This window comes from Paenarthrobacter ureafaciens (assembly GCF_004028095.1).
Taxonomy (GTDB): domain Bacteria; phylum Actinomycetota; class Actinomycetes; order Actinomycetales; family Micrococcaceae; genus Arthrobacter; species Arthrobacter ureafaciens.
On sequence record NZ_SBHM01000007.1, the window covers coordinates 2,914,684 to 2,938,710 of the forward strand.

Sequence of the window (24,027 nt, forward strand, 5' to 3'; positions counted from 1 at the left end):
TCAGGGCCTTTTGTCGCTTCAGGGCCTGGGTGGTGTCCCGGTCGCGGCTAGGGGAGGAGCAGCACCTTGCCGGTGGTCTTCCGGCCTTCCAGGTCCCTGTGGGCCTGGGCTGCTTCTGCCAGCGGGTAGGTGGCGCCGACCCGGACGGACAACGTGCCGTTGGCGGCGGCGTCGAAAATTTCTGCGGCCCGCCAGCGCCGTTCGTGGGCGTTCTGGACAAAGTGGCCCATCGTGGGACGCGTCAGGGAGAGCGAACCTCCGGCGTTGAGCCGCTGGGGATCGAACGGTGGAACGGGCCCGGAAGCCGCTCCGAACAGCACCATGGCGCCGCGGATCCGCAGGCTTCTCAGGGAATCGTCGAAAGTGTCCTTGCCGACGCCGTCGTACACCACATTCACGCCCTCACCGTCGGTGAGTTCCCGTACCTTGTCCGCAAAACCCTCGTAGCGCAGGACCTCATCGGCTCCCGCAAGCCGGGAAAGTTCGGCTTTTTCGTCCGAAGAAACGGTGGTGATGACCCTGGCTCCGCGTGCCTTCAGCAGCTGGGTCAGCAAGAGCCCGACGCCACCGGCGCCTGCGTGGAGCAAAACGGTGTGTCCCGGTTCCACCCGGAATGACGAGTTCATCAGGTAGTGGGCAGTGATGCCTTGAAGCGGCAAAGCGGCTGCGGTGTGGTCATCAACCCCGGCCGGGACAGGCAGGGCCTTATCGACATCCACTACGGCGTACTCGGCGTAGGTCTTGGTTGCTTCCGCGGTGGCTACCCTGTCGCCAACAGCAAAATCTTCGACGCCTTCGCCCACCGCTTCAATGGTTCCGGCGGCTTCTGCGCCGGGAGTGAAAGGGTATTGAACCTTGTAGATCCCGCTGCGCTGGTAGGTCTCGATGAAGTTGACGCCGGCCGCCGCGACCTTGATCAGCAGCTGGCCTGCGCCTGGGACGGGAGGTTCGACTGAAGCGTACTCGAGGACTTCAGGTCCTCCCGGTTTGTTGGCAACAATGGCGTGCGACATGGTGGCTCCTCACTCCGGGACGGTCCTTCCGGTGCCCGGTTCCAGGTTCCATCCTAGGGACGGACTGGACGCGACCGCGAAATTCCTAGCGTCGTCCGTGGGTTGAGGCCACCGGGCAATCGAAGCCGCGCCCGGCCGCCAGGCCTACCTCGTTCAGGTACCTGACCACTATTCCGTAGGACCCGGCCAGGGACGTTTCCGTGTAGGGGATGGAGTGCTTGGCGCAGAATGCACGCACTATTCCGGCTGCCTGGTGCAGGTGCGGGCGGGCCATATCCGGGAACAGGTGGTGCTCCACCTGCCTGTTGAGGCCGCCGAGGAGGAAGTCCATGAAGCGGCCGCCGGCGATGTTCCGTGAGGTCAGGACTTGCCTGCTGAGGAAATCCACCCGGCTCTCTTTCGGCAGGACCGGCATCCCCTTGTGGTTGGGCGCGAAGGAGGCACCCATATAGAAGCCGTACACCATGATTTGCACGCCGAGGAATGCGAACGCCATGCCGATGGGCAGGAATGTGAAGGCCAGAACGGGCAATGCGGCAAGCCGGGCCACGAGGATAGGGGTCTCTACCCAGCGGTGACGGACTTTGCCCCGGCTGAAGACGTATCGAAGGGAATCGAACTGGAGGCTGATGCCGAGCAGTGTGAGGAGCGGAAAGAAGAACCAGCCTTGCTTCCGGGTGAGGAACGCCAAGGGTCCTTTGCGTTGCGCGGCGGCCTCTTCGTAGAACACCAGGGCGTTGTTCCGGATGTCCGGATCCTTGGAAATAACGTTCGGGTGGTTGTGGTGGGCTCCGTGTTTCTGTTCCCACCACGAATAGCTGATGCCTGCCACCCCAGTAGCCAACAGGCGGGCGGACCAGTCATTGGCGCGGCGGGATGCGAAAATCTGCTTGTGGCCGGCCTCGTGGGCCAGGAAGCTCAGTTGCGTACAGAAGATCCCCAGGGCTGCGGCGATCAGCAGTTGATACCAGGAGTCGCCGATGAGTGCGAAGCCCAGCCAGGTACCTGCCATGAGGAGCATCAAGGCCACGAAAAGCCAGATGTAGAAGCCGCTGCGGCGTTCGAGCAGCCCGGCTTTCTTGACGCTCTTCAGGAGTTCCGAATAGCTCTGGACCACCGGGTTGGGTTGGATTGCGCGAACTTTGGGCCGCTCAGATGTGGAAGTGGGTGCCAAGAATGTGCCCCGTATCGATAACGGGCAACGCTGCAGCCGACGTTCGGACTGCACGGTCTGGATCACCCTCCATTAAGCATACCGGCAATGTCCTAACAAACGCGATGCTGTAGGCATGCATAAATATCGGCCCCGATGAATACTTTTGCTGTATTATGGGGCTCATGACTATTTCTGTTGCTGTCTCCGGTGCCAGTGGCTATGCCGGGGGAGAAGTGCTGCGCCTGCTGGCCAACCATCCCAACGTCACCATCGGCGCCATTACGGCGCACAGCAACGCCGGTTCCAGACTAGGCGAGTTACAGCCGCATCTCCATGGGCTGGCCAGCCGGATCCTGGAAGACACCACCGTGGAGAACCTGGCCGGGCATGACGTCGTGTTCCTCGCCCTTCCGCACGGTGCCTCCGCGGAGATTGCCGCGCAACTGCCGGAAGGAACAATGGTCATCGACGCCGGAGCGGACCACCGTTTGCAGGACGCCGCCGCGTGGGAAAAGTTCTACGGATCCGCCCATGCAGGTACTTGGCCGTACGGCCTGCCCGAACTCCCGGGCCAGCGCGAGGCGCTGAAGGGCGCAACGCGGATCGCCGTTCCCGGCTGCTACCCGACGTCGTCGCTGCTGGCGTTGGCGCCGGGCTTCGCCAGCAACCTCCTCCAGGCGGACGACGTCGTCATTGTCTCCGCGTCCGGAACCTCCGGTGCCGGCAAGGCAGCGAAGGTGAACCTCATTGGTTCCGAGGTCATGGGCTCCATGAGCCCGTACGGCGTGGGTGGCGGACACCGCCACACGCCGGAAATCGAACAGGGACTCAGCAACGCCGCAGGCGAACCCGTAACGGTGTCCTTCACGCCCACGCTGGCGCCCATGAGCCGCGGCATTCTGACGACGGCCACCGCGAAAGTGCGGCCGCAGGCAGGACGCAGCGTGACAGCCTCCGAGCTGCGCCAGGCATGGGCCGACGCCTACGACGACGAGCCGTTCGTTCACCTTCTGCCGGAGGGGCAGTGGCCCAGTACCAAGTCCGTGCAGGGCTCCAACCACGCCGTCATGCAGTTGGCTTTCGATGCCCACACCGGCCGGGTGATCGTCACCTGCGCCATCGATAACCTCACCAAGGGAACTGCCGGCGGTGCCGTGCAGTCAATGAACATTGCCCTCGGCCTGGATGAAACCGCCGGCCTGAACCTGCAGGGAGTTGCACCGTGACCATTACCGCCCCCAAGGGATTCCGCGCCTCTGGAATCACAGCCGGCATCAAGGCATCAGGCAATCCGGACCTGGCCCTCGTTGTCAATGACGGCCCGCAGAAAGCAGCGGCCGCAGTCTTCACGTCCAATCGTGTTGCCGCAGCTCCCGTGCATTGGTCGCGCCAGGTTGTCACGGACGGCCGCGTTGACGCCGTCGTCCTGAATTCGGGCGGCGCCAACGCCTGCACGGGTCCGCAGGGTTTCCAGAACACCCACGCCACCGCAGAGAAAGTGGCCGAGGTGCTGGGAGTCTCAGCTTCCGACGTCGTGGTGTGTTCCACCGGCCTGATCGGCGAGCAGCTCCCCATGGACAAGATCCTCCCGGGTGTCGAAGCGGCAGCCAAGGAACTGAGCGAGGACGGCGGCAGTGCCGCGGCCACCGCAATCATGACCACGGACAGCGTCTCCAAGGAAGCTGTCTTCACGGGCAAGGACGCACAGGGCAAGTCCTTCACCGTGGGTGGCATCGCCAAGGGCGCAGGCATGCTCGCCCCGGGCCTCGCCACCATGCTGGTGGTCCTCACCACCGACGCCGAGGTGCCGGCCAACGAACTCGACGTCGTCCTCCGCGACGCCACGCGCGTCACCTTCGACCGTGCTGATTCCGATGGCTGCATGTCCACCAACGACACCGTGGTGTTGCTTGCCTCAGGAGCGTCGGAAGCACTGCCCTCCGCCGAGCAGCTCAGCGAAGCCGTCACCAACGTGTGCGCCGATCTCGCCCGGAAGCTGATTGGGGATGCCGAAGGCGCCAGCCACGACATCGCCATCCGCACTTTCAATGCAGCCAGCGAACGCGACGCTGAAATCGTCAGCCGGGCAGTAGCCCGCTCCAACCTGTTCAAGGCCGCCATTTTCGGGAAGGACCCCAACTGGGGGCGGGTCTTGTCAGCAGTGGGCACCACCGATGCCGTCTTCGAAGCAGACCAGCTGAACGTGTCCATGAACGGCGTCCAGATCTGCCGCAACGGCGCCATTGGTGATGACCGCAACCTCGTGGACCTCGAACCGCGTGAAGTCCGGGTGGACATCGACCTCCAGGCAGGCGACGCCGAGGCCACCATCTGGACCAACGACCTCACGCACGACTACGTGCATGAGAACAGCGCGTACTCGAGCTAAGGATGACCATGACCGCACACACGCGCGACACCACGTCCATGGCCGACGCCCAGGACAAAGCGGGGACCCTCATTGAGGCCCTGCCCTGGATCCAGCGCTTCGCCGGAACCACCATGGTCATCAAGTACGGCGGCAACGCCATGGTCAACGAAGAACTCCGCCGTGCCTTCGCCGAGGACATCGTGTTCCTCCACCACGTCGGGATCCACCCCGTCGTGGTCCACGGCGGCGGTCCGCAGATCAACTCCATGCTCGGACGCCTCGGCATCGAATCCGAATTCAAAGGGGGCCTCCGGGTCACCACGCCCGAGGCCATGGACGTAGTCCGCATGGTCCTCACAGGCCAAGTGGGACGCGAACTCGTCGGGCTCATCAACTCGCACGGACCCTATGCGGTAGGTATGTCCGGGGAAGACGGCGGCCTGCTCCGTGCCGTCCGGACCGGAACCGTCGTTGACGGTGAAGAAGTGGACCTGGGCCTGGTGGGCGAGGTGATCGGCGTCGATCCCACAGGGATCAAGGACATCCTCGACGCCGGACGCATCCCCGTGATCTCCACGGTCGCACCGGAGATCATCGACGACGCCACCGGTTTCCAGACCACGGGGCAGGTCCTCAACGTCAACGCCGATACCGCCGCAGCAGCTGTTGCTTCGGCGCTGGGAGCCTCGAAGCTCGTCATCCTCACCGACGTTGAAGGGCTCTACGCGAACTGGCCGGACAAGTCCTCGCTGATCTCGTCGCTGACGGCGTCCGAACTCCGGGACATGCTGCCGCGCCTGGAATCGGGAATGATTCCCAAGATGGCCGCCTGCCTGAAGGCAATCGACGAGGGCGTGGAACGCGCCCACATCGTGGACGGGCGGCTCGCCCACTCGATGCTGCTGGAAACCTTCACGACGGCGGGCATCGGCACACAGGTAGTACCGGACCAGGAAGTAAACGCATGAGCAGCAACGAAACACAGTTGGCGGAAGCCGCGGCGTCGACGCTTGTCACCCAAAGTTCAGGCGCCGACTGGCTGGCCCGTTACTCGTCCTCGCTCATGGGCGTCTTCGGCACGCCGCAACGGGTGCTCGTCCGTGGCGCCGGTTGCCTCGTCTGGGACGCGGACGGCAAGGAATACCTTGACCTCCTCGGCGGCATCGCCGTCAACGCCCTCGGCCACGCGCACCCGTTCGTGACGTCCGTGATCTCGAGCCAGCTGTCCACGCTCGGGCACGTTTCCAACTTCTTCACCAGCCCGACGCAGATCGCGCTCGCGGAGAAGCTCCTGGCCATCAGCCACGCACCGGCCGGTTCCAAGGTGTTCTTCGCCAACTCCGGAACCGAAGCCAACGAGGCAGCCTTCAAGCTGGCCCGCCGGAACAGCGGCGACGGCAAACGCACCAAGATCCTTGCCCTCGAAGGCGCCTTCCACGGCCGCACCATGGGGGCCCTCGCCCTCACCGCCAAGGAAGCGTACCGGGCACCGTTCGAACCCCTGCCCGGCGGCGTGGTCCACATCCCGTTCGGCGACATAGAGGCCCTGCGTGCCGCCGTCGACGATTCCACCGCCGCAGTGTTCCTGGAACCCATCCAGGGTGAGGCGGGCGTGCGTCCGCTCGGCGCCGACTACCTCCGGGCAGCCCGCGAGGCAACCACCGCAGCCGGCGCGCTCCTGATCCTGGACGAAGTCCAGACGGGCATCGGCCGCACCGGCAAATGGCTCGCCAGCGAAGACGCCGGAATTGTTCCGGACGCCATCACGCTCGCCAAGGGCCTGGGCGGCGGCTTCCCGATCGGCGCCCTGGTGACGTTCGGAAGTACGACGTCGGCCCTGCTCACCGCCGGGCAGCACGGCACCACCTTCGGCGGGAACCCGGTGGCAACCGCCGCGGCGCTCGCGACGCTGCACGCCATCGAAAGCCAGGGCGTGCTGCAGAACGTGCAGTCTGTGGGGGAGTACCTGCGAACCGGAATTGCCGCCGTCGAAGGCGTCACCGAAGTCCGCGGAGAAGGCCTGCTGATCGGCTTCGACCTGACAGCCGGCATTGCCCCCGCAATGGTCACGGCAGCCTTGGACGCCGGGTTCATCATCAACAGCCCCGGCCCGCGGACCATCCGCCTGGCACCACCGCTCATCCTGACCACCGAACAGGCTGACCGGTTCCTTACCGCCCTCCCTTCCTTGATCGCAACGGCTACCGCCACCACCGCTAAGGACGCACAGTGACTACTCCTTCCACCAGCACCCGGCACTTCCTCAAGGACACGGACCTGACGCCGGCCGAACAAGCCGAAGTCCTGGAACTGGCCGTCCGCATGAAAGCCGCCCCCTACAGCGTCCAGCCGTATGCCGCGGAGGGAAGCGGACGCAAGACGGTCGCCGTGATCTTTGACAAGACCTCCACCAGGACGCGTGTTTCCTTCGCAACCGGCGTGGCGGACATGGGCGGCAACGCGCTCATCATCAATCCGGGCGAAGCACAGATCGGGCATAAGGAGTCCGTCGAGGACACCGCCAAGGTCCTGGAGCGCATGGTGTCCACCATCGTGTGGCGCACCGGCGCCCACGCGGGCCTGGTGGCGATGGCGGAAAACTCCAAGGTGCCCGTCATCAACGCCTTGTGCGACGACTACCACCCCTGCCAGCTCCTGGCCGACCTCCTGACGGTCAAGGAGCACAAGGGAAAGCTGGCCGGACTCACCATGGCGTACCTGGGTGACGCCGCCAACAACATGGCCAACTCCTACCTGCTGGCCGGGGTGACCGCAGGGATGCATGTGCGCATCTCCGGCCCCGATGGCTACCTGCCCGCCGCGGAGATTGTGGCTGCGGCAGAGCAGCGGGCCGCAGAGACCGGAGGTTCGGTACTCATCACCACGGACGCCAAGGAGGCCCTCAAGGGAGCCGACGTCGTGGCCACCGACACTTGGGTCTCCATGGGACAGGAAGCGGAGAAGGAAGCCCGCCTGCAACTGTTCCGGGACTACTCCGTGGACGAGGCCGCCATGGCGCAGGCAGCTCCCGACGCCGTCGTCCTGCATTGCCTCCCTGCCTACCGTGGTTACGAGATCTCCGCCGGCGTCATCGACGGACCGCAGTCCATCGTGTGGGACGAAGCGGAGAACCGCCTCCACGCCCAGAAAGCACTCATGGCCTGGTTGATGCACCGCTCCGGGCTCGCGTTTGTCGACGGCCTCGCACCCGTCGAGGGAACCGGCGAGAGCACGTTCTAGTGTCCGTCAACCCGACCGTTCCGGGCGCCAGCCCGGCCACCAAGACTGCCCGGCAGGCGCGCATCACCGCGATCCTGACGGGCGAGTCGGTGCGCTCGCAGGCAGAGCTCGCGGCCCTGCTCGCGGACGACGGCGTCCAGGTTACCCAGGCGACCCTCTCGCGGGACCTCGTGGAACTTGGTGCCGTCCGGGTGCGGGGCAAAGACGGCGCCTTGGTCTACGCCGTTCCGGGTGAAGGGGGAGAGCGGCACGCCAAGAGCGGTGTCACACAGGAGATCCTTGATGCCCGGCTCAGCCGCCTCTGCGGCGAACTGCTGGTGACGGCCGAGGCATCGGGCAACATCGTGGTCCTCCGAACACCGCCGGGTGCGGCGAATTTCCTTGCCCTGGCCATCGACCACTCCGTGATGCCGTCCGTTTTAGGTACGATCGCAGGCGACGACACCGTGATGTTGGTGGCACGCGATCCTGACGGCGGGGCGGAACTGGCGGCCCGTTTCCTGCAATTGGCCGAGGAAGCCGGACCCGGCAACTGAACGCTTTTTCTTCAAGCATTAGATACAACCAAGCAACAACCAAAGGAGCACTCTCGTGACTGAGCGCATTGTTCTGGCCTACTCCGGTGGCCTCGATACGTCCGTAGCCATCGGCTGGATCGGTGAAGCTACCGGCGCCGAGGTCATCGCCGTAGCAGTTGACGTTGGACAGGGCGGCGAGTCCCTCGAGACCATCCGCCAGCGCGCCTTGGGCTGCGGCGCCGTCGAGGCCTACGTCGCGGACGCCCGCGACGAGTTCGCCAACGAATACGCGATGCCCACCCTGAAGGCCAACGCCCTCTACCAGGGCCACTATCCGCTGGTGTCCGCTATCTCGCGTCCCGTGATCGTCAAGCACCTCGTGAAGGCTGCCCGCGAATTCGGCGCCACTACCGTTGCCCACGGCTGCACCGGCAAGGGCAACGACCAGGTCCGCTTCGAAGTCGGCATCCAGACCCTCGGCCCGGACCTGAAGTGCATCGCACCGGTCCGCGACCTTGCCTTGACGCGCGACAAGGCCATTGCCTTCGCCGAAGACAAGGGCCTGCCGATCGAGACCACCAAGAAGAACCCGTACTCGATCGACCAGAACGTCTGGGGACGCGCCGTCGAGACCGGCTACCTCGAGGACATCTGGAACGCTCCCACCAAGGACATCTACGACTACACGGCGACCCCGGAATTCCCGCCGGCACCGGATGAAGTCACCATCTCCTTCCAGGCCGGCATCCCGGTCGCGATCGACGGCGTGAAGGTCACCCCGCTGCAGGCCATCCAGGAACTCAACCGCCGCGCCGGCGCCCAGGGCGTGGGCCGCATCGACGTCGTCGAGGACCGCCTCGTCGGCATCAAGTCCCGCGAGATCTACGAAGCCCCCGGTGCCATGGCGCTCATCACCGCGCACAAGCACCTGGAGGACATCACCATCGAGCGCGAGCAGGCCCGCTTCAAGGCCACCGTTGGCCAGCGCTGGGCAGAACTGGTGTACGACGGACAGTGGTTCTCCCCGCTGAAGCGCTCCCTGGACGCCTTTATCGAGGACACCCAGAAGTACGTCTCCGGCGACATCCGCATGGTTCTCCACGGTGGCCAGGCAATCGTCAACGGACGTCGCTCCGAGACATCGCTGTACGACTTCGACCTTGCCACCTACGACACCGGCGACACCTTCGACCAGTCCATGGCCCGCGGCTTCATCGAGCTGTGGGGCATGTCCTCCAAGGTTGCCTCCGGCCGCGACCTCCGGGTTGCTGAGTGAATCCTCAGCAGGGCCCACGAACGCCGGGGTCCCCGGCCGAGCGCAGCGAGGTTGGGGAGCGTTCGGGGACGAACGAAGGCGCGCTGTGGGGCGGCCGGTTCGCCGGCGGCCCGGCAGACGCCCTGGCCGCACTGAGCAAGTCCACGCACTTTGACTGGCGGCTGGCCCGCTACGACATCGCCGGGTCCAAGGCGCACGCCCGCGTGCTGCACAAGGCCGGACTGCTGGACGACGCAGAGCTCGAAGGCATGCTCGCTGCCCTCACGCAGCTGGACGAGGACGTCGCCAGTGGCGCTTACCTCCCGGCCGAGAGCGATGAGGATGTCCACGGTTCCCTGGAGCGCGGCCTGATCGAGCGGGCAGGTGCCCGGCTGGGCGGAAAACTGCGCGCCGGCCGGTCCCGCAACGATCAAGTGGCAACGCTGGGGCGCATGTTCCTGCGTGACCACGCCCGGATCATTGCCCGGGGCGTCCTCGCCACGATCGATGCCCTGGTGGAGCAGGCAAAGGCACACCCCGGTGTGGCCATGCCTGGCCGTACGCACCTGCAGCACGCCCAGCCGGTCCTGCTGAGCCACCACCTCCTGGCCCACGCCTGGGCGCTGCTGCGCGATGTCCAGCGGCTCCAGGACTGGGACAAGCGCGCGGGTGTGTCACCCTACGGCTCCGGAGCCCTGGCAGGGTCCTCACTGGGACTGGACCCCGAAGCGGTTGCTGCGGACCTGGGTTTCTACTCGGCCGTGCACAACTCGATCGACGGCACCGCATCCCGCGACGTCTTCGCCGAGTTCGCCTGGGTTTGCTCGATGATCGGCGTGGACCTGTCCCGGATTTCCGAGGAAGTCATCTTCTGGGCCACCAAGGAGTTCTCCTTCGTGACCCTGCATGACTCGTACTCCACGGGGTCCTCCATCATGCCGCAGAAGAAGAACCCGGACGTTGCCGAGCTCGCGCGCGGCAAGGCGGGACGCCTCATCGGCAACCTCACCGGCCTGCTGGCCACGCTCAAGGGCCTGCCACTCGCGTACAACCGCGACCTGCAGGAAGACAAGGAACCGGTCTTCGACGCCGCCGACACCCTGGAGCTCCTGCTTCCGGCCGTGTCCGGCATGATCGCCACGTTAAAGTTCAACACTGAGCGCATGGAGTCCCTGGCTCCGCAGGGCTTCGCCCTGGCCACGGACATCGCAGAATGGCTGGTCCGCCAGGGCGTGCCGTTCCGTGAAGCGCACGAGCTCTCCGGGGCGGCAGTGAAGCAGGCTGAAAGCCGCAACGTGGAGCTCTGGGACCTGAGCGATGACGAGTACGCCGCGATCTCGGAGCACCTGACTCCCGAGGTCCGCAGCGTCCTCAGCACCGAAGGTTCGCTCAACAGCCGTAACTCGCAGGGCGGAACCGCGCCGGCCGCCGTCGAACGCCAACTCAAGGCTCTCGAAGCGGAACTGGACGCAACACGCTCCTACGCGTCATAGCCTGCTTGACCCGGGACGGGGCGGTGCCTTCCGGCACCGTCCCGTCCTTGCTTTAGCTGGCCCGCTCTTGATTCAGGGGTGCGTTAGCATGGCGCTATGACCCCGATCACAGCTGAGACGCTGCCCGCAGAGCTTCACAAAGCCGCCGGCACCGTCACCCGTCTTCTCTCCACCATGGACGAATCGTCCGTCACCGGGCCATCTGAACTCCCCGGCTGGACACGCGGACACGTACTGGCCCACATCGTTGGAATCTCCAATGCCATGGCCCGGCAACTGGAATACGCGCAGCGGGGCGAAAAGATAGAACTGTATGACGGCGGCATGGAAGGCCGCACGAAGGCGATCGACCTTGCCGCCGGACACAGCCTCGCCGACCACACCGCTTCAGTGACCACCGCCGTCAATGCCGCAGTTGCGGCGTTCGACAGCTTGGAACCGAACGGCTGGCAGGCGCCCATCAGCTACCGCGACGGAAGGGTGTTCGACGGCGGTCTGGCGCTTTGGCGCGAACTCACCATCCATGCCTCGGACCTGGGCATGGGCTACGGGCCGGAGACGTGGAGCCGTCCCTTCTGCGAGCACTTGTTCAGCTTCCTTGAACCCCGTGTCCCGGCCGACTACAAGTTCGTCCTGCAGCCCACGGGCCTGGCCCCGCTGACCCTCGGCCATGGCGGTACCTCCATTGCCATCACCGGGATGCTCACGGACATCGCGGCCTGGCTCGCCGGACGGGAACCGAGCCTTGGCAGCCTTCGCGCCACCGCAGCCGCCGACGGCGTGGACCTCCCGGACCTGCTGCCCTGGCCCGCAGGTGTCCCCGCCCAACCGGCCCGCTAACCCCCCGTTCCTCTATCACTTCCCGCCGGGTTTCGGGTGTTCTTCTATCACTTCCCGCCGGTTTTCGGGTGTTCTTCCGTCACTTCCCGCAGAAAGGCTCGACGGCGGCGTGTGACCGCCGCCGTCGGGCGCGTGAAAGTGCGACGCGTGGCATGTCAGGGCTTGACCGCCGCGCGCCACAGGTGCATCACTGCATAAGAACGCCACGGACTCACTTCACGGAAATCGGCGCTCAGCCCTGACCCGTCAGCCACAACTTTCAGCCCGTTGCGCACAGCGGCGTCGTTGCCAAGGAAGACGTCGGGGGCGCCAAGTACCCGCATGGCCACGTAGCCCACGGTCCACGGCCCGATCCCGGGAAGCGGTAGCAGTTTCCGGGCCAGGGCTGCTTCGTCGTCGCCGTAACCGAAGTCAACACTGCCGTTGGCCAGTGCGGTAGCCGCTGAAATCAACGCGTCGATTCTTCGCTGCGGCCCCCGGAGCACCGCCCGCCCGCCTTCGGCGATCTGGGCCGCCGTCGGGAAAAGTCGATCGGGTCCGGCTGTGCCCCCGCCGACGGGAGTCCCAAGAACGGATAGTTGCGTTAGCGCGGTCCGGGCGGCCGCCACCGTGATCTGTTGGCCGATCATGGCGCGGATGAGTAGCTCCGCGGGATCAACAGCCCCGGGCAACCGGATACCCGGCAGCGCCACTACGCTCCCGCGCAGCCGCCGATCGACGCTCAGTGCCTCATCTATGGCCAGGGGGTCGGCGTCGAGATCGAACAGGCGCCGCGCCCGGCTCAGGAGTGCCGGAAGGTCATGAAGATCCGCCAAAGTGGCCCGGAGTTGCAGCCGCGAACCGCCGGAGCCCCGGTCGACCGCACCCGCTGGGCCAAACGACACCGTAAAAGATGCCTGGCCGCGGGGGAGCTGAAGCGAACGGGAGTAGCTCCTGCGCCCCTCCTCTACGGTGGCTGCCTCGATGCCGGGGGTCGCCCTTGCCGCAAGGAAATCGAAGATTCCGGCGTCGAAGGGTTCCCGGTAGGGGAGATTCAGTGTCAGCGACGCCGGCGCCGGGGCCGGGCCGGCGGACCCCCGGCGCGCCGGGGACTTTGCGGCAGAGCCGCGTAACGCCGTCGGGGTCATGGCGAAGACTTCGCCGATGGTGTCGTTGAACTGCCGGATGCTGTTGAATCCCGAGGCGAAGGCCACATCGGAGAACAGCATGTCCGTGGATACCAGCAGCGTCCTGGCAGTTTGTGCGCGGCTTGCCCGGGCGAGCGACAGGGGGCCGGCGCCGAGTTCGTGGCTCAGGATCCTGTTGAGTTGGCGCGTCGAGTAACCGAGCCTGCGGGCGAGGCCGTCAACGCCTTCGCGGTTGATCACGCCGTCGTTGATCAGGCGCATTGCCCTGCCCACAACGTCGGACCGGACATTCCATGCAGGGGTGCCGGGCACGGCTTCGGGCAGGCATCGCTTGCACGCACGGTAGCCGGCCTCGTGGGCAGCGGCCGAAGTCTCGTAGAACGTGACGTTCCCGGGCTTGGGTGTCCGTGCGGGGCATGAGGGCCTGCAGTAGATCCCGGTGGAACGCACGGCGGTGTAGAACTGGCCATCGAACCGGGGGTCGCGGGTGTCGATCGCCCGGTAGCGCTGCCAGAAGTCCATGGGCCCATCCTCCCAGCCCGGCACCATCGCTGCTAGCGGAAATCGGACGCGGACTCCGAGGCGGCTTGCTATGGTCGGTCCATGACAGCCAGCCCCGCCAGCGACCCCCGTGCTGTCCGTGATTTCCTCAGCGGAGACCCACGGACCATCGCCCCGCATTTTCTTGGGGCGGTCCTGACGCACGAGTCGGAGGCAGGCCCGGTGTCAGTGCGGTTGACAGAGGTGGAGGCTTACCTGGGCCCCCGGGATTCCGCCCATCCGGATCCGGGCTCGCACACCTACGGCGGACGCACGGCCAGGAACGCGCCAATGTTTGGTCCGGCAGGGTTCCTCTACGTCTATTTCACGTACGGGATGCACTATTGCGCCAACATCGTGTGCGGACCGGATGGCTCGCCGTCGGCGCTCCTCCTGCGGGCGGGCGAGATCGTGGCCGGCCAGGAGCTCGCTGCCGAGCGCCGGCCTGCGTCCAAGGCACACAAGGATTTGGCCAGCGGACCGGCCCGTCTCGCGTCCGCATTGGGGCTTACGACGGCGGACACCGGGCGGGATGCGCTCGCCGCACCTTTCAGTGTGCGGTTGCCTGAGTTCGCGGCCTCTGCCGTGGCCAGCGGTCCACGCGTCGGCGTTGCCGGACCCGGAGGAACCACGGAGTATCCGTGGCGGTTCTGGATCGAGGATGACCCCACCGTTTCCCGGTACAAGGCGGCACGGCCCAAAAGCCCCCGCAAACCGGCATGATGCCTACCCCCGGGTGGTCCCGCGCCCGGCGTTTCCGATATGTGGCATGCGCCCGACGTATTTAACAAAATCGCTGTAGAATGGACGGTCTGTCTTTTTCGATAGGGGTTACGGTTTCGATGCACGACGCTGATTTGGTTCACGAGCAGGAATACGTTGCCGGGTTGTATGCCCGGCTCGATGAGCTGCGCGAAGAGAAGCGCGCCCAGCTGGCGCAGGTGCGCAAAGCCGGTGCCGTGGGAACCATGCAAAACGTTTCTGAACGGGACGCCTTCGCAGCACTGTACGAGGACCGCCTGGCCCAGCTCGACGCAGTCGACGATCGTTTGGTCTTTGGCCGCCTCGATTTGGACAACGGTGAGGCCCAGTACATCGGCCGCATCGGTTTGTCCACGGCCGATCTCCAGCGGCTCATGGTTGACTGGCGCGCGCCAGAAGCCGGGCACTTCTACCAGGCAACAGCGTTCGATCGCCAGGGTGTGCGCCGCCGTCGCCACCTGATCCTGCAGGGGCGTGAGGTAAAGGCGATCGAGGACGATGTCCTGGATGCTGACATGCTTGCCGATGACGACTCCCTGCAGGGCGAAGGTGCCCTGCTGGCTGCGCTGAACTCGAAGCGTACCGGGCGCATGTCCGACATCGTCGGGACCATCCAGTCCGAGCAGGACAGGATCATCCGCTCCTCCATTTCCGGTGCTTTGGTGGTGCAAGGCGGCCCGGGCACCGGCAAGACCGCGGTTGCCCTGCACCGTGCCGCATACCTGCTGTACACCCACCGGGACAGGCTCAAGAGTGCCGGTGTACTGTTGGTTGGCCCGTCCTCATCCTTTATGCACTACATCGAACGTGTGCTGCCATCGCTCGGCGAAACCGGCGTGGTGATGGCCAGCCTGGGCCGTCTCATGCCCGGCATCAACGCGGTGCCGGAGCAGGACGCCGACGTCGCTGCGCTCAAGGGCAAGCTGGACATGGCCGCAGTGGTGGCCAACGCCGTCGCCAACAGGCAGCGGACCCCCGGCAAGGACCGGATCCTGGAAGTCGATTCCCGCAAGCTCACGCTCACTGAGCGCCAGGTACGCCGGGCGCGGGACAAAGCCCGCGCTACCGGTAAGCCCCATAACGAGGCGCGGCTGACGTTCATCAAGATCCTCCTGCGCGAACTCACTGAGCAGCTGACCGAGCAGGTGGAAGCCGACAACATCGGCAACAATGCGGACCGCGCCTACCTCGCCGAAGATGTCCGGACCGCCCGCGATGTGCGCATCATGCTCAATCTGTGCTGGATGCCCATGACGCCTGAAAAGCTCATCTCCGAACTTTTCAGCAAGCCCGCCATCCTGGAGGCCTGCACGCCGCACCTGACCCCGGAACAGCGTGCCCTGCTCCAGCGGCCGGCAGATGCGCCGTGGACCGAAGCGGACGTTCCGTTGCTCGATGAAGCAGCCGAGCTGCTGGGCGAACTGGATCCGGCCGCTGGCAGGGGACTGGCACAACAGGAAGCAGACCGCGCCCGCGATCTTGCCAACGCCAAGCAGACCCTCGCCAACATGGAGGCCATGGGCGTCGACGTCCTCATGACCGCCGAGGAACTGGCTGAACAAAACCAGGAACGCGAAAACCGCCTGACGGCCGCCGAACGGGCCAACAGCGACCGGTCGTGGGCCTTTGGGCACATCGTGGTTGACGAAGCACAGGAATTGTCGCCCATGCAGTGGCGCCTCCTTGTCCGGCGCTGCCCGCTGAAATCCTTCACCATCGTCGGCGACATCGCCCAAACGAGTGCCGCGGCAGGTGCCAATTCCTGGCAAAGTGCCTTGGCGCCGTCGTTCGGTGACCGCTGGACGTTGGAAGAACTAACGGTCAACTACCGCACGCCGTCCCAGATCGCCGAGGCCGCCGTCCGCATGGCGAACCGCGCGGGCCTGGTTGTCTCCGCGCCGAAGGCCGTCCGCGAAGGCAAATGGTCACCCATAGTTGACCGTGTCGACGAGGACGGCATCGTTCAGCGGCTGGTGGAAGTCCTGCCGGAGGAAATCGACGCGATCGACGGCGGCTTGCTCGCCGTTATTGCCGATGGTCCCTTGCTGCCGGCAGCCGCCGCTGCACTGCGGGAAGCCTACGGCAAGCGCATCGGGACAGGTGCCGGCAGCTACGAGCAGGACATCGTGGTGATCAGTCCCAAGGAGGCCAAGGGCCTGGAATTCGACGGCGTCGTGGTGCTGGAACCGGCCGCGATGCTCAACCACGAGCACGGCAAAGTGGGGGACCTTTACGTCGCCATGACCCGGCCGACGCAGCGCCTTCGCCTCATCACGGCCGCACCCCTGCCCGCCGGCATTGAACGGTAGGCAATCCGGGGTGGTCAATCCTGCTAACTTAGATCTCGTGTCACACGTAAACAACATCGAGTCCCAACACAACGATCCCGCCTTTGCCAACATCTGGCAGGAGCTCAAATGGCGCGGCCTGGTGCACGTTTCCACCGATGAAACGGAACTGGAAAAGCTGCTCGCCGGGGACCCGATCACGTATTACTGTGGCTTCGACCCCACCGCACCGTCGCTTCATCTGGGCAACCTCGTGCAGTTGCTTTTGATGCGTCGCCTGCAGCTGGCAGGCCACAAGCCGCTGGGCCTGGTCGGCGGTTCGACCGGCCTGATCGGGGACCCGCGTCCGACGGCGGAACGCACCTTGAACACCAAGGACACCGTTGCGGAATGGGTCGGCAGGCTTCAGGGGCAGGTACGCCGCTTCCTGAGTTTCGACGGTGACAACGCTGCCCGCATGGTCAACAACCTGGACTGGACTGCGCCGCTGAGTGCCATCGATTTCCTGCGGGAAATCGGCAAGCACTACCGCGTGGGCACCATGTTGCGCAAGGATGCCGTTGCGTCCCGCCTGAACTCCGATGAGGGCATCAGCTACACGGAGTTCAGCTACCAGATCCTCCAGGGCATGGACTACCTTGAGCTCTTCCGCGAGTACGGTTGTGCGCTTCAAACCGGCGGCTCGGACCAGTGGGGGAACCTGACCAGCGGCACCGAGCTGATCCGCAAGGTGGAGGGCAAGAGCGTCCACGCCCTGGGCACGCCGCTCATTACCAACTCCGACGGCACCAAGTTCGGCAAGTCCGAGGGCAACGCCGTGTGGCTGGATGCGGAGATGTGCAGCCCGTACACCTTCTACCAGTTCTGGCTGAACACCGCCGATGCCGACGTCGTTGATCGCCTCAAGGTGTTCACGTTCCTGACCCGTGCGGAGATCGAAGAGCTGCAGCAGTCCGTGTCAGAACGGCCCTTCGCCCGCGAAGGCCAGAAGAAGCTTGCGTACGAGGTGACCTCCCTGGTCCATGGCGTGGAAGCGACCGAGAAGGTGATTGCTGCCTCGGCTGCGCTGTTCGGCAATGGCGATCTCTCCGTGCTCGACGAGCCGACTCTTGCTGCCGCAACGGCGGAACTTCCGTCGGCAACCGTCGGTGCCGATGGCTTGGGAATCATCGACCTCCTGGTTGCTTCCGGTTTGTCCGACAGTAAGTCAGCAGCCCGCCGGACCGTAGGGGAGGGGGGTGCGTACGTGAACAACGCCAAGGTCTCGGACCCCGACGCCGTGGTGGCACAGGAGCAGCTCCTTCACGGCCGGTACCTGTTGCTTCGGCGTGGCAAGAAGAACCTTGCCACCGTGGAAGTCTCGGCCTAAGCACCCGTCCCGCATCATCCCTAAGGCTGGCAACCCCCGTGGTTGCCGGCCTTCGGCATACCCACGGCCCACCCCGGTTGCTCTATCACCTCCCGTCGGTCTTCCAGAGTTGCTCTATCACCGGGAGTCCAAGGCCCGGAAGGGGTAGGTGATGGGGCTCACGGAAGCGCAGTTTCGCTGACTGGGATTGTCTTCGCGCCGTCTCCCCTGTGTTTCAGGGCATTTGGGCGGGTTCCAGGCCGATTTGTAAGTCGGGGTAGAGGCGTGTAATGTCTTCTGAGTCGCCGCGAGTGAGACAGCCTGAGGCTGGAAACCGCGGAGGACAAACCCCTTGATAACAGCCTGAAAATGGTTCGCTTTTATGCGCGACCTTTGCCGGGCGGGGCCGAAACCCCGGTCTGAATCGCGGAAACGCTGATTTGCCAAGACCGAGTTGGTTCGGGTAAGTTTGAAAAGTTGCTCCGGAGTGATCTGCTGGCCGTTGTGGTTGGTGGTGGTACTGCTTTGGATTAGTGACCTGTTGTTTGAGAACTCAATAGTGTGCCAAGTTTGTTGATACCGATTGTTTTTTTGATTGGTTGAATTTTGCCGGGCCATTGCGCACCCCCGTGTGTGGTGGTTTGGTTTTCAGCTGGTTTCAGATTTGCAGCTGCTTCTTGCCGTGATTTCCGGTGGGGGTGGTTGTGTTTCGTTTTTTGTTTTTGAACGGAGAGTTTGATCCTGGCTCAGGATGAACGCTGGCGGCGTGCTTAACACATGCAAGTCGAACGATGATCCGGTGCTTGCGCCGGGGATTAGTGGCGAACGGGTGAGTAACACGTGAGTAACCTGCCCTTGACTCTGGGATAAGCCTGGGAAACTGGGTCTAATACCGGATATGACTCCTCATCGCATGGTGGGGGGTGGAAAGCTTTTTGTGGTTTTGGATGGACTCGCGGCCTATCAGCTTGTTGGTGGGGTAATGGCCTACCAAGGCGACGACGGGTAGCCGGCCTGAGAGGGTGACCGGCCACACTGGGACTGAGACACGGCCCAGACTCCTACGGGAGGCAGCAGTGGGGAATATTGCACAATGGGCGCAAGCCTGATGCAGCGACGCCGCGTGAGGGATGACGGCCTTCGGGTTGTAAACCTCTTTCAGTAGGGAAGAAGCCCTCTTTGGGGGTGACGGTACTTGCAGAAGAAGCGCCGGCTAACTACGTGCCAGCAGCCGCGGTAATACGTAGGGCGCAAGCGTTATCCGGAATTATTGGGCGTAAAGAGCTCGTAGGCGGTTTGTCGCGTCTGCTGTGAAAGACCGGGGCTCAACTCCGGTTCTGCAGTGGGTACGGGCAGACTAGAGTGCAGTAGGGGAGACTGGAATTCCTGGTGTAGCGGTGAAATGCGCAGATATCAGGAGGAACACCGATGGCGAAGGCAGGTCTCTGGGCTGTAACTGACGCTGAGGAGCGAAAGCATGGGGAGCGAACAGGATTAGATACCCTGGTAGTCCATGCCGTAAACGTTGGGCACTAGGTGTGGGGGACATTCCACGTTTTCCGCGCCGTAGCTAACGCATTAAGTGCCCCGCCTGGGGAGTACGGCCGCAAGGCTAAAACTCAAAGGAATTGACGGGGGCCCGCACAAGCGGCGGAGCATGCGGATTAATTCGATGCAACGCGAAGAACCTTACCAAGGCTTGACATGGACCGGAAAGACCTGGAAACAGGTGCCCCGCTTGCGGCCGGTTTACAGGTGGTGCATGGTTGTCGTCAGCTCGTGTCGTGAGATGTTGGGTTAAGTCCCGCAACGAGCGCAACCCTCGTTCTATGTTGCCAGCGGTTCGGCCGGGGACTCATAGGAGACTGCCGGGGTCAACTCGGAGGAAGGTGGGGACGACGTCAAATCATCATGCCCCTTATGTCTTGGGCTTCACGCATGCTACAATGGCCGGTACAAAGGGTTGCGATACTGTGAGGTGGAGCTAATCCCAAAAAGCCGGTCTCAGTTCGGATTGGGGTCTGCAACTCGACCCCATGAAGTCGGAGTCGCTAGTAATCGCAGATCAGCAACGCTGCGGTGAATACGTTCCCGGGCCTTGTACACACCGCCCGTCAAGTCACGAAAGTTGGTAACACCCGAAGCCGGTGGCCTAACCCTTGTGGGGGGAGCCGTCGAAGGTGGGACCGGCGATTGGGACTAAGTCGTAACAAGGTAGCCGTACCGGAAGGTGCGGCTGGATCACCTCCTTTCTAAGGAGCTGCTAACGGCGTCCGGGTCTGCCTGCATGGGCGGGTTCCGGGGTTGTCAGTGTTGCCCATTGCGCAGGCGTCTGTTCTGCGGTGGGTGCTCATGGGTGGAATATCAGCAAATCAAGTTTTTTGGCATGGCCTGTTGGTGGTGGTGTCCTGGCGTGAGTACGGCGGCCCTCTTTTCGCACTTTTGTGTGTGGGGGGGTTGTTGGGAAAGCGGTCCGGGGTGTTGGTTGCCGGGTTGTGTTTGGCGCACTGTTGGGTCCTGAGGCAACAGGGCCTTTTTGCAGCAATGCAGGGAATCCTTGGTGTTTCTTGTTGTTCCTGCGGCCGGCACCCCCTCGTGTTTGTGTGGGGTGGGTGTGGTTGACGGGGTTGTTGTTTGAGAACTACATAGTGGACGCGAGCATCTGGACACATGGTCCTGCACTCTTTTTGGGGGTGTGGGTTGTGTGTTCTAGCAATTTCTTTGATGAATGAACCTGGCCCTTTTGTGGTCGTGGTTCTCTCGAATTGATTGAGTGCATCAGCCGCAGCCTGTTTGGGTTGTGGTTTTGTGTGGTCAAGTTTTTAAGGGCGCACGGTGGATGCCTTGGCATTAGGAGCCGAAGAAGGACGTAGGAATCTGCGATAAGCCTGGGGGAGTTGATAACCGAGCGGTGATCCCAGGATGTCCGAATGGGGAAACCCCGCACAACGCTGCAAGGTGATTGTGTGACCCGTGCCTGAATTCATAGGGTGCGTGGGGGGAACGCGGGGAAGTGAAACATCTCAGTACCCGCAGGAAGAGAAAACAAGAGTGATTCCGTTAGTAGTGGCGAGCGAACGCGGATGAGGCTAAACCGTTCCATGTGTGATAGCCGGCGGGCGTTGCGTGGGCGGGGTTGTGGGACTTTCCGTGCTGGTTCTGCCGGACCGGTGGGGTGTGGGTGTGCGTATAGGTGAACGGTCTTGAAAGGCCGGCCAGAGAGGGTGTGAGTCCCGTAACCGTAATGTGTGGCACCGCCTTTGGAGAGGATCCCAAGTAGCACGGGGCCCGAGAAATCCCGTGTGAATCTGTCAGGACCACCTGATAAGCCTAAATACTTCCTAATGACCGATAGCGGACCAGTACCGTGAGGGAAAGGTGAAAAGTACCCCGGGAGGGGAGTGAAACAGTACCTGAAACCGTGTGCTTACAATCCGTCAGAGCATCTGCAGCCCTTCGGGGTTGTATGGGTGTGATGGCGTGCCTTTTGAAGAATGAGCCTGCGAGTTAGTGTTACGTCGCGAGGTTAACCCGTGTGGGGAAGCCGTAGCGAAAGCGAGTCTGAACAGGGCGTGTTCAGTGGCGTGATCTAGACCCGAAGCGGAGTGATCTACCCATGGCCAGGTTGAAGCGACGGTAAGACGTCGTGGAGGACCGAACCCACTTCAGTTGAAAATGGAGGGGATGAGCTGTGGGTAGGGGTGAAAGGCCAATCAAACTCCGTGATAGCTGGTTCTCCCCGAAATGCATTTAGGTGCAGCGTTGCGTGTTTCTTGCCGGAGGTAGAGCTACTGGATGGCCGATGGGCCCTACAAGGTTACTGACGTCAGCCAAACTCCGAATGCCGGTAAGTCAGAGCGCAGCAGTGAGACTGTGGGGGATAAGCTTCATAGTCGAGAGGGAAACAGCCCAGACCACCAACTAAGGCCCCTAAGCGTGTGCTAAGTGGGAAAGGATGTGGAGTTGCTTAGACAACCAGGAGGTTGGCTTAGAAGCAGCCATCCTTGAAAGAGTGCGTAATAGCTCACTGGTCAAGTGATTCCGCGCCGACAATGTAGCGGGGCTCAAGTACACCGCCGAAGTTGTGGCATTCACGCATTACCCTAGCCTTCGTGGTTCAGGGGTGTGGATGGGTAGGGGAGCGTCGTGTGGGCGGTGAAGTCGCGGTGTAAACCAGCGGTGGAGCCTACACGAGTGAGAATGCAGGCATGAGTAGCGAAAGACGGGTGAGAAACCCGTCCGCCGAATGATCAAGGGTTCCAGGGTCAAGCTAATCTGCCCTGGGTAAGTCGGGACCTAAGGCGAGGCCGACAGGCGTAGTCGATGGACAACGGGTTGATATTCCCGTACCGGCGAAAAACCGCCCATGTTGAACGGGGGATACTAACCACCGCCGGTCTTTCTTGTTGCGCCACTTGTGGTGTGATGGTTGGGCTGGTGCTGGGACCTGATCCCGGGAGGCAAGCGTATTAACAGGTGTGACGCAGGAAGGTAGCCGGGCCGGGCGATGGTAGCCCCGGTCCAAGGATGTAGGGTCAGGGATAGGCAAATCCGTTCCTGTGTGTTTCGAGCACGATCCTGAGATCTGATGGGACCCCCGCATGGGGGGATCCGGTGATCCTATGCTGCCTAGAAAAGCATCGACGCGAGGTTTTAGCCGCCCGTACCCCAAACCGACACAGGTGATCAGGTAGAGAATACCAAGGCGATCGAGAGAATTATGGTTAAGGAACTCGGCAAAATGCCCCCGTAACTTCGGGAGAAGGGGGGCCTGCCCCGTGATACAGACTTGCTTTGTGGAGCGGGTGTGGGCCGCAGAGACCAGGGGGAAGCGACTGTTTACTAAAAACACAGGTCCGTGCGAAGTCGCAAGACGATGTATACGGACTGACTCCTGCCCGGTGCTGGAAGGTTAAGAGGACCGGTTAGCCCCTTGCGGGCGAAGCTGGGAATTTAAGCCCCAGTAAACGGCGGTGGTAACTATAACCATCCTAAGGTAGCGAAATTCCTTGTCGGGTAAGTTCCGACCTGCACGAATGGAGTAACGACTTCCCCGCTGTCTCAACCATAAACTCGGCGAAATTGCAGTACGAGTAAAGATGCTCGTTACGCGCAGCAGGACGGAAAGACCCCGAGACCTTTACTATAGTTTGGTATTGGTGTTCGGAGTGGCTTGTGTAGGATAGGTGGGAGACGTTGAAACCCGGACGCCAGTTCGGGTGGAGTCATCGTTGAAATACCACTCTGGTCACTTTGGACATCTAACTTCGGCCCGTGATCCGGGTCAGGGACAGTGCCTGATGGGTAGTTTAACTGGGGCGGTTGCCTCCTAAAAAGTAACGGAGGCGCCCAAAGGTTCCCTCAGCCTGGTTGGCAATCAGGTGTCGAGTGTAAGTGCACAAGGGAGCTTGACTGTGAGAGAGACATCTCAAGCAGGGACGAAAGTCGGGACTAGTGATCCGGCGGTACATTGTGGAATGGCCGTCGCTCAACGGATAAAAGGTACCTCGGGGATAACAGGCTGATCTTGCCCAAGAGTCCATATCGACGGCATGGTTTGGCACCTCGATGTCGGCTCGTCGCATCCTGGGGCTGGAGTAGGTCCCAAGGGTTGGGCTGTTCGCCCATTAAAGCGGTACGCGAGCTGGGTTTAGAACGTCGTGAGACAGTTCGGTCCCTATCCGCTGCGCGCGCAGGAAATTTGAGAAGGGCTGTCCTTAGTACGAGAGGACCGGGACGGACGAACCTCTGGTGTGTCAGTTGTACTGCCAAGTGCACCGCTGATTAGCTACGTTCGGATGGGATAACCGCTGAAAGCATCTAAGCGGGAAGCTCGCTTCAAGATGAGATTTCCAAACACATTTATGTGTGAGAGGCCCCCAGCCAGACCACTGGGTTGATAGGCCGGATGTGGAAGCGAGGACTAAAGACTCGTGAAGCTGACCGGTACTAATAGGCCAACAACTTACACCACACACAACACACTGCACGCGTCCACTATGTGGTTCCCAACCAACAACCCGGGAACACTAACACAACAACACAACTAAACAGCAACCAAGCACCACAGTTGTAA

Annotated in this window: 15 protein-coding genes and 2 rRNA genes; 14 read left to right on the forward strand and 3 right to left on the reverse strand. The window is 63.0% G+C overall.

The window, feature by feature from the left end:
• Positions 1-47 precede the first annotated feature (47 nt).
• Both AUR_RS17680 and AUR_RS17685 read right to left on the reverse strand, forming a co-directional pair.
• Positions 48-1,013, reverse strand: coding sequence for a quinone oxidoreductase family protein (locus AUR_RS17680; protein ID WP_062096022.1), 966 nt, complete (start codon positions 1,011-1,013; stop codon positions 48-50).
• 85 nt (positions 1,014-1,098) lie between these two features.
• On the reverse strand, positions 1,099-2,187 hold the full coding sequence (locus AUR_RS17685; protein WP_031217140.1) for a fatty acid desaturase family protein: 1,089 nt from the start codon (positions 2,185-2,187) through the stop codon (positions 1,099-1,101).
• A 164-nt stretch (positions 2,188-2,351) separates the two neighbouring features.
• Here AUR_RS17685 and argC point away from each other — a divergent pair, with 164 nt between their 5' ends.
• The 9 genes from argC to AUR_RS17730 all read left to right on the forward strand — a co-directional run bounded on the left by argC (position 2,352) and on the right by AUR_RS17730 (position 11,886).
• Positions 2,352-3,395: an N-acetyl-gamma-glutamyl-phosphate reductase gene (argC, locus tag AUR_RS17690; RefSeq protein ID WP_062099111.1), complete on the forward strand. Its 1,044-nt coding sequence runs from the start codon at positions 2,352-2,354 to the stop codon at positions 3,393-3,395.
• Entirely contained in the window at positions 3,392-4,558 is a 1,167-nt protein-coding gene (gene argJ / locus AUR_RS17695; protein ID WP_021474295.1) for a bifunctional glutamate N-acetyltransferase/amino-acid acetyltransferase ArgJ, read from the forward strand. Before argC ends, argJ begins: the two co-directional genes overlap by 4 nt.
• Positions 4,559-4,566: 8 nt before the next feature.
• Positions 4,567-5,508, forward strand: coding sequence for an acetylglutamate kinase (gene argB, locus AUR_RS17700; RefSeq protein WP_062099113.1), 942 nt, complete (start codon positions 4,567-4,569; stop codon positions 5,506-5,508).
• Entirely contained in the window at positions 5,505-6,773 is a 1,269-nt protein-coding gene (locus AUR_RS17705) for an acetylornithine transaminase (protein WP_062096024.1), read from the forward strand. Before argB ends, AUR_RS17705 begins: the two co-directional genes overlap by 4 nt.
• The gene (argF, locus tag AUR_RS17710) at positions 6,770-7,780 is read left to right on the forward strand and encodes an ornithine carbamoyltransferase (RefSeq protein ID WP_021474292.1); all 1,011 of its coding nucleotides are present in this window, start codon (positions 6,770-6,772) and stop codon (positions 7,778-7,780) included. Before AUR_RS17705 ends, argF begins: the two co-directional genes overlap by 4 nt.
• Entirely contained in the window at positions 7,780-8,316 is a 537-nt protein-coding gene (locus tag AUR_RS17715; protein ID WP_021474291.1) for an arginine repressor, read from the forward strand. Before argF ends, AUR_RS17715 begins: the two co-directional genes overlap by 1 nt.
• 55 nt (positions 8,317-8,371) lie before the next feature.
• Positions 8,372-9,574, forward strand: coding sequence for an argininosuccinate synthase (locus AUR_RS17720; RefSeq protein WP_062096026.1), 1,203 nt, complete (start codon positions 8,372-8,374; stop codon positions 9,572-9,574).
• Complete coding sequence (gene argH, locus AUR_RS17725; protein WP_062096029.1) at positions 9,571-11,046, forward strand: argininosuccinate lyase; 1,476 nt, start codon at positions 9,571-9,573, stop codon at positions 11,044-11,046. The genes AUR_RS17720 and argH overlap by 4 nt, the downstream gene beginning before the upstream one ends.
• Before the next feature lie 96 nt (positions 11,047-11,142).
• On the forward strand, positions 11,143-11,886 hold the full coding sequence (locus AUR_RS17730) for a maleylpyruvate isomerase family mycothiol-dependent enzyme (RefSeq protein ID WP_062096031.1): 744 nt from the start codon (positions 11,143-11,145) through the stop codon (positions 11,884-11,886).
• Between the two features lie 155 nt (positions 11,887-12,041).
• Here AUR_RS17730 and AUR_RS17735 read toward each other — a convergent pair whose 3' ends face one another.
• Entirely contained in the window at positions 12,042-13,535 is a 1,494-nt protein-coding gene (locus tag AUR_RS17735; protein WP_062096033.1) for an Ada metal-binding domain-containing protein, read from the reverse strand.
• Positions 13,536-13,616: 81 nt separating this feature from the next.
• Here AUR_RS17735 and AUR_RS17740 point away from each other — a divergent pair, with 81 nt between their 5' ends.
• From AUR_RS17740 to AUR_RS17760, 5 genes are all read left to right on the forward strand, one after another.
• Positions 13,617-14,276, forward strand: a complete 660-nt coding sequence (locus AUR_RS17740) for a DNA-3-methyladenine glycosylase (RefSeq protein ID WP_062096035.1) — start codon at positions 13,617-13,619, stop codon at positions 14,274-14,276.
• A gap of 119 nt (positions 14,277-14,395) precedes the next feature.
• Positions 14,396-16,624 (forward strand): helicase domain-containing protein, encoded by a 2,229-nt coding sequence (locus AUR_RS17745; RefSeq protein ID WP_062096037.1) that lies wholly within the window; start codon positions 14,396-14,398, stop codon positions 16,622-16,624.
• Positions 16,625-16,661: 37 nt separating this feature from the next.
• Entirely contained in the window at positions 16,662-17,972 is a 1,311-nt protein-coding gene (gene tyrS / locus AUR_RS17750) for a tyrosine--tRNA ligase (protein WP_062096039.1), read from the forward strand.
• A gap of 702 nt (positions 17,973-18,674) precedes the next feature.
• A 16S ribosomal RNA gene (locus AUR_RS17755) occupies positions 18,675-20,203 on the forward strand.
• A gap of 560 nt (positions 20,204-20,763) precedes the next feature.
• Positions 20,764-23,925 (forward strand): 23S ribosomal RNA (locus AUR_RS17760).
• The 16S and 23S rRNA genes sit together here, the layout of an rRNA operon.
• The last annotated feature ends 102 nt before the right edge of the window (positions 23,926-24,027 follow it).

Excerpts from the sequence above, each read along its gene's own strand:
- AUR_RS17680 (WP_062096022.1), bottom strand. The coding sequence starts at position 1,013 with ATGTCGCACGCCATTGTTGCCAACAAACCGGGAGGACCTGAAGTCCTC.
- argC (WP_062099111.1), top strand. The coding sequence starts at position 2,352 with ATGACTATTTCTGTTGCTGTCTCCGGTGCCAGTGGCTATGCCGGGGGA.
- argB (WP_062099113.1), top strand. The coding sequence starts at position 4,567 with ATGACCGCACACACGCGCGACACCACGTCCATGGCCGACGCCCAGGAC.
- AUR_RS17705 (WP_062096024.1), top strand. The coding sequence starts at position 5,505 with ATGAGCAGCAACGAAACACAGTTGGCGGAAGCCGCGGCGTCGACGCTT.
- AUR_RS17730 (WP_062096031.1), top strand. The coding sequence starts at position 11,143 with ATGACCCCGATCACAGCTGAGACGCTGCCCGCAGAGCTTCACAAAGCC.
- AUR_RS17735 (WP_062096033.1), bottom strand. The coding sequence starts at position 13,535 with ATGGACTTCTGGCAGCGCTACCGGGCGATCGACACCCGCGACCCCCGG.
- AUR_RS17740 (WP_062096035.1), top strand. The coding sequence starts at position 13,617 with ATGACAGCCAGCCCCGCCAGCGACCCCCGTGCTGTCCGTGATTTCCTC.
- AUR_RS17745 (WP_062096037.1), top strand. The coding sequence starts at position 14,396 with ATGCACGACGCTGATTTGGTTCACGAGCAGGAATACGTTGCCGGGTTG.